The sequence below is a fragment of the Pseudomonas fluorescens genome, from assembly GCF_041354075.1.
GTDB lineage: Bacteria > Pseudomonadota > Gammaproteobacteria > Pseudomonadales > Pseudomonadaceae > Aquipseudomonas > Aquipseudomonas fluorescens_CE.
Window position 1 is genome coordinate 95,408 of record NZ_JARZGC010000012.1, and the last position, 13,519, is coordinate 108,926.

Consider the following 13,519-nt stretch of genomic DNA (forward strand, 5'->3'; position numbering starts at 1 on the left):
TTCCTTTTGACTGGAGCAATTTCCATGGTGGCGTTCTGCCCTTGAAGACCAGTATGCTGACTTTGTGCGAAAGATTTTGCAATTGGTCAGACGCGTCGTCTGACTTCATGGGCTATGCAGTTCAGGTCGACGCATAGTGGCTAGCCGGCTCTCCCACAGCGTAAAACCCGCCGCGTACTTAAGTGCAACACTGGGTAGCCGATAGCCTCTCCATGCTTATGCACGCTTATAAACAAATGGGCCACAATGTTGGCCATTCGAGAAACGAAGGACAGGGACTGCTCGTATGGGTTGGGAGAGACTAATCGTTGCCGGAGCCGCAGCTGTGGTCGCGGCTGGCGTCGCTTACTGGAAGCGTGACGAAATCAAGGATGGCTGGGACAGCCTGATCATTAGCCTCAAAGGCAAGCGCGTGGCGGTGCTGGGAGAGCGTAACGTCGGCAAGACGGTGCTATTGAAGTTCCTTGCCAGCGGCGAGCTTCCCGACGAATACATGCAAACCACGCTGACCGAGAAAGTCCAAGGGAAACGGTTTGCGCTGGATGACCTGAAGCTGGACCTTAAGGAAACCCGCGACGTTCCCGGTGCGCCTGATGCAATCGAGGACTGGAAAGCACTGCACAATGAAGCGGACATCGTTCTTTATCTGGTCAATGCTCAAGAGGTCAATCAACAACGTATCAAGCGCGATCTCGAAAAGCTTGAAAGCTGGAGGAAGGCTCCGGCGCCATCGCCCAAACTGGTCGTGATCGTCACGCATATGGACCTCGACCCTACGTACGTCGCCACTCCCGTGTCCAGTCAGGGGCATTTCCGTGATCGTTTCGTCAAACTCCACCTTGATGCAGGCCTGTCGAAACTCAGTCAACGGCCGCCGATCATTCTCGGCAGTCTTGTGAGTCGAGATCAGGCGGCCAGACTTGTCGCGACGTTGATCAAGACGGTAACGGCATGATGCACGCCAAGGTTTTTCAGGCTCAAGCGCTGGATAACAGCTCCTCGGACCATTTGCGCCTGGCGGAGTCTGGGGCGGAAATTCGCAGCCCGATCCGCGAGCAAACGTATTCCGCACTGACCCGTATTAGCGCGCAAGGTAGTGTGCTGTACGCACAAGATGGCGTGAAGTTGTTCGTCAAAGGCAACGCAGCAGTTTTGCAAGTCGTCGCCGAGGAGCGGGACCGCGCGGGCCGCTTGGCGCCAGTGGTGTGCTGGATCGAGCGCAACACCGGGCAGGGTCCAGGAGCGATTGGTGTCGATGCGGTGTGGGCATCGCTCGAGCAATTCGCTACCGCCATCGGGCGCAGCTTTTCAGAGCCTAAACGCTTGGCTGCGCGGGAGGCGCTTGAGCAATTCGAAAAAAAGCATTCGAGCCAGAGCTTCATAGCCCTGGCGATAACACTTTTACAGCGCAAGTGGGCAGCGTGGCTCAGACGCACACTGGCGGCGCTGAAAACTTTCGGCAAATGAACGAACAGGGCACGCGCATCGCGCGAAAGGGGAGCAATGTGGCAACAGGCAAGATTCCGCTGGACCATGGCGCACGCAGAGTGATGCTCGTGTTGGATGAGAACACGATCAATGAGTGTCTCTATGATCTCGAGCCCGAAGCCAAGGGGTTTCTATTTGATACCCAGTCCCACGTCCTGCAGTACCCGCTTACGGTCGATGAGCCAGATAGCCAGGCGCTACAGAATATTATCGATGCTGACCTGCTTCGACCGGGCGCGGTGCTCTTACAGAGCCCGTATGACCGTAACGCCTATGTGGACCTGAGCCAGGCCACGGATCAGTTCGCGATTGAGAAGCTGCGGCATTTTTCGCGTCTCTGCCAATACCTGGGAGCTCGGGACGTAACCGTTGAGCAGGTCGAAGTCAGCAAGGACTCTTCGTCCGAAGTGTACGAGTTGCACGGCAAAGCTCCTGTTGCCAAGCTCGATGTCAAGGTCGAAAACAAAGTGGGCAATTCACTGGCCAGAAAGTTTTCCATCAATGCCTCGTTTCGCGGAGGCAAACCCAACACCGAGGCAGCTGAAAAATACTTGCGTGGCAAACAGCTGTGGGGCGATGTGGTAATGCGAAGCCTGGTCGAGCAGTGCGCTGATGAAGACAACCAGATCCTTGAACAGAAGGTGGTCATCAGCCTGTCGAGTGAATCGAAGCGTTCTTTGGGCGTAGTGGCCAAGCTTAACCTGCCGGCCAAGGGGCTAGGACTGACGGCAAATTACCTGGACAGTGCTCATTCGATCGAAGAGTACCTTCTGACCTTGACGGTAAAATTTGACAGCCCTGAAACCGATAGTTTGTAGCGGTGCGTCGCATGATTACTATTGCCTAGCCTGGACTATCATGTTTGATACCGGGTGGGGGCTTGACCAAGATTTTTGACAGTCTTCAATGGATGCTTAACGTTAGGTTTCTCTGTATCCCACACATAAAAAAGACGCCCTAAGGCCTCTTTTTTTCAGTGTTGGTGGGCCGGGGTCATTTTAACTTATCGCTAAATTTGCCGTTTTTACTGGGGTTTGTGGCATTCGAGTTTTGAGGATACAGGTTGGGATACAAGAGTCGACATGCTGGACCTTCTGAATATTAGAAAGTTTATCGGTATGGATGGATTCTATTCATAATGCTTGATTGCCAAATAGTCAGATTTTCGATGTTGTATCTACAAATACTCGACAGCCCGACTAAAAATAGTATTGATCTATAAGGGAGTGTTTGGTGATAAATTTTGACATAAGAAAAGAATTGCCGATATCGCTATCTGCAAAAGCATTGCAAACCTATGCAGAAAATTTTGAGAAGGCTTATTCACTTAAAAAAGATGTCGCCATTTTTTTAGATACGAACGTATTACTAAGCTATTACGGCATGGCGGCGAGCGAAAAAACTAAACTATTATCCTTCTTGAAAGATAATAGTTCGCATATTTACCTGACTGCTCAAGTACAAGAGGAGTTCAGAAGAAATCGTGTTAAGAATATTGAGAAGGATCTTTTTGAACCTCTGAGAAAAATCCCTGATAGTTTTGTTGGGGTGTGTGATGAAATAACGAATAAATTTGAGGCTGTACTGCACCTTAATAAAAAAATTCTAGTTAACGACTATCCGGAAGAGTGGAGGGAGCTAGAAAAGGTGCGGGATGAGTTGAATGAGGTAATGTCCATTCAGCTTACGCTGGATAAGCTGAAGGCGCGTATTTCAGAAACCACCAATGACTTTAAGGATGTTAAGATAAAAGATGAGCTTTTATTTACTTGTGCTAGTTTGAATACAACCGAAAAGTTAAGTGAAGGCGAAATTTCTGGGATTGAGAAGTTATATGCAGAGCTGTTGGATGCACATAAAAATTCTAATCAATCAACCAAGCCTTACACGGTTTTTCCTGGTGCAGGCGACTCCAAGGGGAAAGAATACCCTTATGGTGACTTCATTATTTATCATGAGATTTTGAAGTTTATAAAAGCGGAAGCTAAGCACGCGGTGTTCTTGACTAACGAGAAAAGTAAGGGTGATTGGATTGCTGATGATTTCTCTCCGCATGTTCATTATATAGAGCACACCTATTCTTTGACAGATCAGATAATATTTATCCTCAATGCAGAAAAGCCACTTAGTCTTTCTTTAGCAAACATTCATCAGACGATAGAGCAACCAACTAATTTGTGGCGAGAGGCAGTGGTCACAACTATCGATCATGAGAAAGGGTACGGCTTCGTCTTTAATGATGGCGAGACATACTATTTTAATGTTCGCTCGTTTATGGATGATGCTGATTTTTACGCTCTCAATAAGCAAGATTATCTCAGGTTTAATTTGACCAGCACTCCGGATGGTAGAGTTGCGGCTGTTTTGTGTTAAGCAGAGTTATGACTTCTCTAGCTCCTCAAAAATTTGCTCTGGGCATATTGTTACGTTGCATGGGCGGTACGGGTTTGTTAGGTCGGGCGATGCTACTTTATACTTTCATTTTTTGACTGTTGATGGTAGTTGTAATTTTTCGAATTTTAAGGTTGGGGACTTGGTAGAGTATGTTACTGGTATAAATTTTGATGGTGATCAACTAGTTAGGAAAATACGGCTTTTGCAGTAATGTTAGATTGCTTTGAATACGCCAGATTTAAAGGTGGATTAAGGGTTCAGCGTTAGGAAGTCGGGTGCCAAGTTTCAGAAGTTAGAATGGGTTCTGGTTCTAGCCAAGGACCCTGTGTAGTTCAAAGACGTACGGGGTCGGTAACCCGCGGCATCGTGTTAGCTACAGACTGCGCAGCTTACTGAAATTTTAAACTTTGAAATTGAAAGGATCTTGAAGAAAAAGGGGCATCGTTACCGTGTCCGTAACTATGCCCCTTTGTGGTGGTGATAACGCACGCTTGGCGTTGGTCAATCGAATCAGCCAGCAAGATCAGAATTGAACTGCAATCTGCGTTAGCTCGGGCTGAAAAAGCTAAAATTATTGTCCTCGCGAAAAGTGTTGAGATTGCTGTGCTCGAGAACCGAGATAGGCTTAGTATTTTTGAGCTATCTGCAAAACAACGAACCATACAGTCACAGAAATTAGAAATCCAAAAGTTACGAGAAAAGCTGGAAGTCTTGGGCGAACGCGGGAAAAGACCGCGCCCTCAACCTGCCAAAAAGCGCGCAATTATGGCTGTCCATGAAATGGCAGCACGCCTAAGGGCGTCGATCAGTCATGGGGGGTGTCAACATGAGTGCATTCCTCCTGACTCAGATTGACGGCGAGCCCCGTCTAGACAGCCGCCAAATTGCAAAACAAATGGGTAGTCAGCACGACCAATTAAGGCTCCTTGCCGTTTTTGGTATTCCCAAAACTAGCAGCCGGAGGCTGGGAATACCATTGGGAATACCGATGCGCCTGGAACCCAAAGGGCATCAGTGGAGCCCAATAGCCCTTAAGCCCTTGATTTAACTGGGTTTCAGGCACAAAAAAGACGTCCGTGGACGTCTTTAGATGATGAAGTGGTGGAGCCGGGGGGATTTGAACCCCCGTCCGCCAGTACTCCGCTGTCGGTACTACATGCGTAGCCGTGTCTATTAAGTTAACCCTCAGCGACCCGACGGGCAGGGTGCTTTGGGCGAGTTGTGTAAGTTTTAGCCGCTTCGTCCACAACGTACTGCACGGCGATTCTGTTCTATATGACAATCACTTTGGGTTTACAGACATCCCCTGATGATTGCTGGACCCGAAGGTACCAGAAGGGAAGAGCTAAGGCTGCTTACGCAGCGAGAGCGTATTCCCCGTAGGTTTCGTCATTGGCAACTATAAGAAGTTGCAACAGTGGATTTACGAGTTCTGTTACCAACTCGGCATGCACCTAAAGTTTCGCAACCGGCGTCGAATCCTAAACGGCCCCGAGCCTGATGCTCGGTGAATCATGTGAGCAACAGGCCTGTGCAGTGTACGCCAAAGCGGCCCGGAAGGCCAACCCGAAGGTTGGCCTGCGCGCCAGGTCAGCTGCTTTTGCCGTCTTTGTTGGTTTTCTGCAGTTCGGTGAGGGTCTGCTCGGTCTCGGTGATGCATTGCTTGATGCTGGTGTCATCACCTTTGTTCAGCAACGCCTTGGCTTTGTTGAGCGAGACTTCAATCTGCCCCTGCATGTCCGGCTTGACCTGTGCCTTGTTGTTCTCGATGGTTTTGATATTGGTTTCACACAGATTATCCGTCTTGCTCGCCGCAAACGTGGTGGACGCCATCATGGAAGCTGTAACGAACAGACCTAACAGTACAGAACGTTTCATGTGTATCTCCTTGAACTGAGGGTCCAGGCATTTGCTGGCCGTCAGCACGGGCTGCCGAGTTTGGGTATGGCCCGGCAATGTCCGGGCTTATTCGGTGGACTACAGCCGCGCGTCAGGGTTCTATTTTTCTTCAGATGGCCCTCGCCCGGGTGACGCGATCCACGAGGTAGACCAGGCCGTGGTAGTCGATGCCGCCGTGTTGGGTCAGGCCGATTTCGCAGGTGCGGCTGGTGGAAATCCCTTCGTTGCAGGTCTGCACGGCGTCCTTGAGGGTGCGCAGCGAGTGGGCGTTCAGTTCCGGTGTGGTGAAGCCCTTGTCGCCGGCAAACCCGCAGCAATGAATCCCTTCGGGAATCACCACGTTTTTGCTGCACTTGCGGGCCAGGTCGATCAGCGCCTGGCTTTCGCCCAGGTGTTGGGTGCTGCAGGTGACGTGGACTGCGATCGGGGCTTCCTGGGGCATGAACTCGAGCCGGTCCATCAGGTGCGTACGGATGAAACGCACCGGGTCGTACAGGTCGAGTCGGACATCGCCCAGGTCCTGGACCAGGCGCAGGGTGCAGGGGCTGGTGTCGCAGTAGATCGGATCGAGGCCGCCACGGCTGGCGTGCAGCAGGGCGCCCAGCATTTCCTGGCGCTTGTGTTCCGCCTGCTCGGCGTAGCCTTTTGAGGCGAACGGTTGGCCGCAGCACAGGCTGTCGAGGTTGTCCGGAAGGACGACCTGGTAGCCGGCTTTTTCCAGCAGGCCACGGGTCTTTTCGTACAGCGACGTTTGCTCTTTGTCACCGGCCGCCGGCCCCATCACTCGCGAGACGCAAGCCGCCAGGTACACCACGCGCGGACGGGCGTCCGATACGCTCGGGCTGAAGCGAATCGCTTTCTCCGGCTGCGGCATGGCGTTGGTCCATTGAGGGACCTGGCCCTTGGACACCTTCGTCAGGGTCGCCGACAGTTTGGCCAGGCGTGGCGCCCCCAGCAGCATCCGCGCGCCGTTGGCCACGTGCAGGGTGAAGCGTGCGCCTTGCAGGGCGGTGGCGAAATTGCCTTCAAGCCAGTTGGCGGTTTTCGTATGGGTGGCTGTACGGCCGCGCAGCTTTTTCACCAGGTCGCCGGTGTTGATGCCGACCGGGCAACGCTGGGCGCACAACCCGGTGGCGGCGCAGGTCTCGAGGCCGTGGTACTCATACGCGGCTTCCAGTTCGCGGGTGTCCACGCCGGCACGCTTTTTCGCCTGGATGTCACGCCAGATCACGATGCGCTGGCGCGGGCTCAGGGTCAGGCCTTTGGAGGGGCACACCGGTTCGCAGAATCCGCACTCGATGCACTTGTCGACGATCTCGTCGGCGGCCGGCAGCGGTTTCAGGTGCTTGAGGTGAATCTGTGGATCTTCGCTGAGCACCACGTCCGGGTTGAGAATGCCGTTGGGGTCGAGCAGGCGTTTGAGTTGCCACATCAACTGATAGGCGTCGCTGCCCCATTCCAGTTCGACGAAGGGCGCCATGTTGCGGCCGGTGCCGTGCTCGGCCTTCAGCGAGCCGCCGAACTCCACGGCGACCAACTGCGCGACGTCATCCATGAACGCCTGGTAGCGTGCGACTTCTTCGGGGTTGTTGAAGCCTTGGGTGAAGACGAAATGCAGATTGCCTTCCAGGGCGTGTCCGAAAAGGATTGCTTCGTCGTAGTGATGTTTGTCGAACAGCTCGATCAGGCGGTTCACGCCAATCGCCAGTTGTTCCACCGGGAAGGTCACGTCCTCGATGATCACTGTCGTGCCGGTTTTACGCACGGCGCCGACGGCGGGGAAGGTGTCCTTGCGGATGGCCCAGAGACGGGCGTTTTCCACCGGGTTTTCGGTGAAGTCGACCTGTTTCTCCACTGGGAACGACGCCAGCGACGCCATGATCTGCGCCAGTTGCTCGTGCAGCAGGGTGGAGGATGCGGCGCGGGATTCGATCAACAGCGCGCAGGCATTGTCCGACAGGTGTTGTACGAAATCCGGCATGCCTGGCTTGTTCTGCACCGAGCGCAGGCTGCGCCGGTCGAGCAGTTCCACGGCCGACACCGGCTGGCTCTTCAACACGCTGACGGCGTTGCAGCAGGTCTCCACATCGGGGAACACGATCAGCGCCGAGGCTTTGTTCGGGTGGTCGATCACGGTGTCGTAGGTGACCGCGCTGATGAACCCGAGCGTGCCTTCGGAGCCCACCAGCAGGTGGCTCAAGATATCCACAGGCTCGTCGAAATCCACCAGGGCATTGAGTGACAGGCCGGTGGTATTTTTCAGGCGATACTTGTGGCGGATCTTCGCGGCCAGCTCGCTGTTGGCGCGGGTTTCGCGGCCCAGCTGCGCCAGGCGATCCAGCAGTTCGCCGTGGCTTTGGCGAAACGCCGCGACACTCGCCGCATCTTCGGTGTCGAGACGGCTGCCGTCGGCCAGCACCAAGCGAATCCCGGCCAGCGTGTGGTAGGTGTTTTGCGCCGTGCCGCAGCACATGCCGCTGGCATTGTTGGCGACGATGCCGCCTATCTTGCAGGCGTTGATCGAGGCGGGGTCCGGGCCGATCTTGCGTCCGAACGGTGCCAGCCAGGCGTTGGCCTGGGCGCCGATCACGCCCGGTTGCAGGCGGATTTGCGTGCCCTGGCCACGAATCTCGCGGCCGTTCCAGTTATCCCCCAGCACGATCAGCACCGAGCCGCTGATGGCCTGGCCGGACAGGCTGGTGCCGGCGGCGCGGAACGTCACCGGGACCTGATCCCGTTGTGCCAGCTTGAGCAGGGCGATCACCTCGTCCTCGGATTCGACGCGGATCACCAGTTTCGGAATCAGCCGGTAGAAACTGGCGTCGGTGCCGAAGGCCAATGTCGACAGAGGGTCGTCGAAACGGCGCTCTGGGGGGATCAGTTGCTGCGCATCTCGCAGGAAAGCGGCCGGTAGACTCATTGGTCCTCCAGAATCAAAACCACCAGGTCCTTCGGACCGTGGGCGCCATATGCCAGGACTTGCTCGATGTCGGCGGTCTTCGACGGGCCGGACACCAGCAGCGCGTTGGTCGGCATGCCCTGGGCCCAGTTGAACTCCTGCTGCACCTGATAGAAGTTGTCGCGGATTTCACTGGCCTTGACCAGGGCGAAATGCACCGAGGGCGCCAGGCTCATCAAGCGCGGTTCTTCCCGCGTCGGCCAGAGAATCAGGCTGCCTGTCGCCGCGATGGCCCCGAGCGTGCCGGTCAGGCTGGCCGGGGTGTCGTTGAACAGCTCGGCTTTCCATTCCTCCACCGGACGGTCGTAGGATTTGAGTGCCGGCAACCCCGGATTGTTCGCCCAGTGCTGAGTGATCTGTTGACCGTGAGCGGTGGTCGGCGCGATCAGCAGGCTCGGCAGTTGGCGCTCGCCAAGCAATTGCGCGAGCAACGCCGGCCAGCCTTCGCCCGAGGTCAGATGGATTTCCGTGTGCACCGCTTCCATCAGTTTGCGCAGTTGCGCAATGCGCTGTTCCGGTGCGTAGGTGTAGGGCGCAGTCACCAATTCGACATCGAAGTTGTCGGGCACGGGTGTGGTACCGGTCAGACTTTTGCGCAATTTGCCGAGGATGTTTTGCTTGGCGCTCATCAGCGGTCTCCCTGTTTGCCCAAGTGTTCGCGGGCCATGTCGTGCAGTGAGCGGGCAGCGGGTTTCGGCGCGCTGTGGTTTTGCGTCCAGGGGCCGACGTTGCTCGGTGCGAGCGCACGCAGGCGCGTGGCGAGAAAGCCGAACAGACGGTACAGCGTCGGCGAGCTGTTGAGCCGCGCCCAGGCGTTCCAGATCAGGCGTTCCTTGCGCGAATACTTGCTGCCCTGGCCGCGCATGACTTGATGCGGGCTGTCCGGCGCCTTGACGTTTTCTTCGCGCAGGCGGCGCAGCAGCGAGGGGATCGGGATCTTCACCGGGCACACCTCACCGCAGGCCCCGCACAGCGACGAGGCGCTGGGATGGTTCGGCACTTTCGCCAGGCCGACCATGTGCGGGGTGATGATTTTTCCGATAGGGCCGGGGTACACCTCCCCATAGGCGTGGCCGCCGATTCGGGTGTAGACCGGGCAATGATTCATGCAGGCGCCGCAGCGGATGCAGTTCAGACTCTGACGCAGTTCGCTGTCGGCAAAGGCCTGGCTGCGACCGTTGTCCAGCAGCACCAGGTGCACTTCCTGCGGGCCGTCGAGCTCGTGCTCCTTGCGCGGGCCGGAGATCATGTTGACGTAGGTGGTGATCGGAATGCCCAGGGCAGAGCGGGTCAGCAGCGACAGCAGCGGCACCACGTCGCGCAGGTTTTCCACGACTTTCTCGATGCCGGTAACGGCGATGTGCACCGGCGGCACGGTGGTGGTCATGCGCCCGTTGCCTTCGTTTTCCACCAGCAGCAGGGTGCCGGTTTCGGCCACGGCGAAGTTGACGCCGGAGACGCCGATGTCCGCTTCGAAGAATTTCTGCCGCAAGACCTTGCGACCGATCTGAATGAGTTGGTCAACGTCCTTGGTGTATTCCACGCCAAGTTTGTCGTGGAACAAGGACGCGACCTGACCGGCATTCTTGTGGATCGCCGGCATAATGATGTGTGAAGGCTTCTCGTGGTCGAGCTGAACGATGTATTCCCCCATGTCCGACTCCAGGCATTCAATGCCTTGAGCTTCGAGGACATGGTTCATTTCCATCTCTTCGCTGACCATCGATTTGCCCTTGATCACTTGCCGCCCCTCGTGAGCGCGGATGATCGAGAGGACGATGTCATTGGCTTCGTCCACCGTTTCCGCCCAGTGCACTGTCACACCGTTGCGGGTCAGGTTCTGTTCAAGCTGTTCGAGCAGGTCGGGCAGCTTGGATAACGCACGGGCGCGGACGGCATTGCCCAGCGCTCGCAAATGTTCTCTTTCGTGGGCATCGCTGAAGGACGCTGCCCGTTTTGTCATCAGTGAATCCATCGCCTTGCGAAAGTTGTTTCGCAATTGCGGGTCACCCAGTGCCTTGTGCGCACGGGTGTGGAAATCTTCTTCTACGGCAACCGTAGGAATGATCGTGGAAGCGTTCATTGGCCGCCTCCGGTTCGTTGCCAGAGGAAACTCGCCAGGTGCTGACCGCGCAACGCTTCCTGCTGTTTTTCCAGAGAGCCGTTGATGTTCATCAGGCATCCGCAGTCGGCACTGAGTACCTGATGCGCACCGGATTCCTTCAACGCGCGGGTCTTGTCAGCCACCATCGCCCCGGAAATATCCGGCATACGGACGCTGAACGTCCCACCGAAGCCACAGCATTCGCTTTCATGGCTGTGCTCGACCCGCTCCACATTGCCCAGTTGCGCCAACAGCTCGCGACCGTGCAGGTGGGTATTCATTTCCCGGCGCGCCGAGCACGACGTGTGCAGGGCCACCTTGACCGGGGCGCCATTGTCCTCGAGCTGCACCTTGCAGACAAACAACAGGAACTCGGCCAATTCGTAAGTCCGGGCCGCCAGGGCCTGAACCTGTTTCAACGTGTGCGGCTCGTCCTTGAACAGGTCGGCGTAGTGTTCACGAATCATGCCCGCACAGGAACCCGACGGCACCACCACCGGATAGTCACCGGCAAACAATGCCAGCTGCGCACGCGCCACGGTCCGGGCCTGTTCGGTGTAACCCGAGGTGTAGGCCGGCTGTCCGCAGCAGCTCTGCCCTTGCGGGTACTCGACGCGAATACCTTCGCGCTCCAGCAGGTGGATCGCATCCATCCCGGCTTCCGGATAGAACAGATCCACCACGCAGGTGCCGAACAGATAAACCCGGGACGGTTTTTCGCCGGGATACTGTCGAGGCTCGGGCAGGGGCGGGGCGACGCGGGTCGCGTTCGGCACGGCGTTGTAAAAAAGCTCGCTCATCAGGCGTCTCCGGGTGGTCCCGGTTATTCGTCCGCTGAGGCTGCTCAAGCATAGCGCGCGATGCTTTCAGCAGCCTTGCGGACCGGGTGGTGAATAGCTGACGCCGCCATCCGGGCGGCGTCGGTTCGTGCGTGTTGACTCAGTGCACCAGCATGCCGGTGAACCAGTAGGCTTGAGCCAGGGTGATCAGGCCGACGATGGTGGCGAAGAACAAACTGTGCTTGAGGGTGAAACGGAACAGATCCGATTCCTTGCCCACCAGGCCGGTCGCGGCGCAGGCCACGGCGATCGATTGAGGCGAGATCATCTTGCCGGTCACGCCGCCGCTGGTGTTCGCCGCTACCAGCAAGGTGTCGTTGACGCCGATCTGGTGCGCGGTGGTCGCTTGCAGGGAACTGAACAGCGCGTTCGACGACGTATCGGAACCGGTCAGGAACACGCCCAGCCAGCCGAGAAACGGCGAGAAGAACGGGAACGCCGCGCCCGTGCCGGCCAATACCAGGGCCATGGTCGAGGACATGCCCGAGTAGTTGGTGACGAAAGCGAAGGCCAGCACCATGCCGATGGACAGGATCGGCCAGCGCAGTTCGAAAAAGGTTTCCTTAAAAGTGGTCAGACCAGTTTTGACGTTGATCTTCAGCACCAGCATCGAGATCAATGCCGAAAAGAAGATCGCCGTGCCGGTCGCGGAGATCGGGTCGAGCTTGAACACCGCTGGAATGGCGGTAGGCGCGGCCACGATCGGTGCGGTCTTGATCACCAGTTGATCCAGGTGCGGAATCGCGAAGTTGAACACCCAGCTGTACATCGAGCCACCGGCGGCAAACATCGCCTTGAACGGCTTCAGGGTCCAGATGGTGACCAGTACGGTAAGGATCAGGAACGGCGACCAGGCCTTGATGATTTCACCCAGGCTGTAAGGCGAGGCCTCGGTGGTGCGCTTCTGGCCAAACCCGCCGACGCTGGCGTTGACGACGGAGGCCGAGACGGCCCCGGCGATGTGTTGGCCGGCGGCGCGTTTTGGCTGCCAGACTTTCAGGAACAGGGTCAGGGAAATCAGGCTGGCCAGTGCCGAGGTGATGTCCGGCAGTTCAGGGCCGATGAAGTTCGACGTGAAGTACTGGGTGATGGCAAAGCTCAAACCCGCCACCAGCGCGGCCGGCCAGGTTTCACGCACGCCACGCAGGCCGTCCATCATGAACACCAGCCAGAACGGCACGAACAGCGACAGCAGCGGCAGTTGACGACCGGTCATGGCGCCGATCTTGAAGGCGTCGATGCCGGTCACTTGCCCGGCCACGATGATCGGGATGCCCAGGGCGCCGAAGGCCACTGGCGCGGTGTTGGCAATCAGGCACAGGCCGGCCGCGTACAGCGGGTTGAAACCCAGGCCCACCAGCAGGGCGGCGGTAATCGCCACCGGCGCGCCGAAACCGGCCGCACCTTCCAGGAAAGCACCGAAGCAGAAACCGATCAGCAGCACCTGCAGGCGCTGGTCGTCGGTGATCGAAAGGACCGAACTGCGGATCACCTCGAACTGACCACTCTTGACCGTCAGTTTGTAGAGGAACACCGCAGCCACGATGATCCACGCGATCGGCCACAGGCCATAGGCGAAGCCATATCCGGCTGCGGCGAACGCCATGTCGGCCGGCATCTGGAACGCGAAGATGGCCACCAGGATCGACAGGGCCAGCGTAATGCTGCCGGCCACGTGGCCCTTGAGGCGGAACACCGCCAGTGCCAGGAAGAAAAATACGATGGGAATGACGGCCGCGAGGGCGGACAGGCCGAGACTGCCGAGCGGGCTGTAGAGCTGTTGCCAGGTTTGCATATGGGGTGGCCCCTAGTTGTTGTTGGTAGGCACTGGTCAGC

The 13,519-nt window shown here is 56.9% G+C and carries 10 protein-coding genes and 1 other RNA gene; 4 read left to right on the top strand and 7 right to left on the bottom strand.

Features of this window, described 5'->3' with window-relative positions; translation table 11 throughout:
• Positions 1 to 286 precede the first annotated feature (286 nt).
• From QIW53_RS17025 to QIW53_RS17040, 4 genes are all read left to right on the top strand, one after another.
• Positions 287 to 955, top strand: a complete 669-nt coding sequence (locus QIW53_RS17025; protein ID WP_371050763.1) for a GTPase domain-containing protein — start codon at positions 287 to 289, stop codon at positions 953 to 955.
• The gene (locus QIW53_RS17030) at positions 952 to 1,467 is read left to right on the top strand and encodes a hypothetical protein (RefSeq protein WP_371050765.1); all 516 of its coding nucleotides are present in this window, start codon (positions 952 to 954) and stop codon (positions 1,465 to 1,467) included. The genes QIW53_RS17025 and QIW53_RS17030 overlap by 4 nt, the downstream gene beginning before the upstream one ends.
• Positions 1,422 to 2,306: a hypothetical protein gene (locus tag QIW53_RS17035; protein ID WP_371050766.1), complete on the top strand. Its 885-nt coding sequence runs from the start codon at positions 1,422 to 1,424 to the stop codon at positions 2,304 to 2,306. Before QIW53_RS17030 ends, QIW53_RS17035 begins: the two co-directional genes overlap by 46 nt.
• A gap of 415 nt (positions 2,307 to 2,721) precedes the next feature.
• Complete coding sequence (locus QIW53_RS17040; RefSeq protein ID WP_371050767.1) at positions 2,722 to 3,861, top strand: PIN-like domain-containing protein; 1,140 nt, start codon at positions 2,722 to 2,724, stop codon at positions 3,859 to 3,861.
• Positions 3,862 to 4,981: 1,120 nt separating this feature from the next.
• Here the strand turns inward: QIW53_RS17040 and ssrA are convergent.
• The 7 genes from ssrA to QIW53_RS17075 all read right to left on the bottom strand — a co-directional run bounded on the left by ssrA (position 4,982) and on the right by QIW53_RS17075 (position 13,478).
• Positions 4,982 to 5,375, bottom strand: a transfer-messenger RNA (tmRNA) gene (ssrA, locus tag QIW53_RS17045).
• Positions 5,376 to 5,472: 97 nt separating this feature from the next.
• Positions 5,473 to 5,760, bottom strand: a complete 288-nt coding sequence (locus QIW53_RS17050) for a hypothetical protein (RefSeq protein ID WP_371050768.1) — start codon at positions 5,758 to 5,760, stop codon at positions 5,473 to 5,475.
• Between the two features lie 130 nt (positions 5,761 to 5,890).
• On the bottom strand, positions 5,891 to 8,701 hold the full coding sequence (locus QIW53_RS17055; protein WP_371050769.1) for an FAD-binding and (Fe-S)-binding domain-containing protein: 2,811 nt from the start codon (positions 8,699 to 8,701) through the stop codon (positions 5,891 to 5,893).
• Positions 8,698 to 9,369 carry a LutC/YkgG family protein gene (locus tag QIW53_RS17060; RefSeq protein ID WP_371050771.1) on the bottom strand — a complete coding sequence of 224 codons (672 nt, stop codon included), beginning with the start codon at positions 9,367 to 9,369 and terminating at the stop codon, positions 8,698 to 8,700. Before QIW53_RS17060 ends, QIW53_RS17055 begins: the two co-directional genes overlap by 4 nt.
• Positions 9,369 to 10,823 carry a LutB/LldF family L-lactate oxidation iron-sulfur protein gene (locus QIW53_RS17065; RefSeq protein ID WP_371050773.1) on the bottom strand — a complete coding sequence of 485 codons (1,455 nt, stop codon included), beginning with the start codon at positions 10,821 to 10,823 and terminating at the stop codon, positions 9,369 to 9,371. The genes QIW53_RS17060 and QIW53_RS17065 overlap by 1 nt, the downstream gene beginning before the upstream one ends.
• A complete protein-coding gene (locus QIW53_RS17070; protein WP_371050774.1) occupies positions 10,820 to 11,644 on the bottom strand; it encodes a (Fe-S)-binding protein in 825 nt (274 codons plus the stop codon). Before QIW53_RS17070 ends, QIW53_RS17065 begins: the two co-directional genes overlap by 4 nt.
• Positions 11,645 to 11,783: 139 nt before the next feature.
• Positions 11,784 to 13,478, bottom strand: a complete 1,695-nt coding sequence (locus QIW53_RS17075) for a lactate permease LctP family transporter (RefSeq protein ID WP_371050775.1) — start codon at positions 13,476 to 13,478, stop codon at positions 11,784 to 11,786.
• Positions 13,479 to 13,519: the final 41 nt, after the last annotated feature.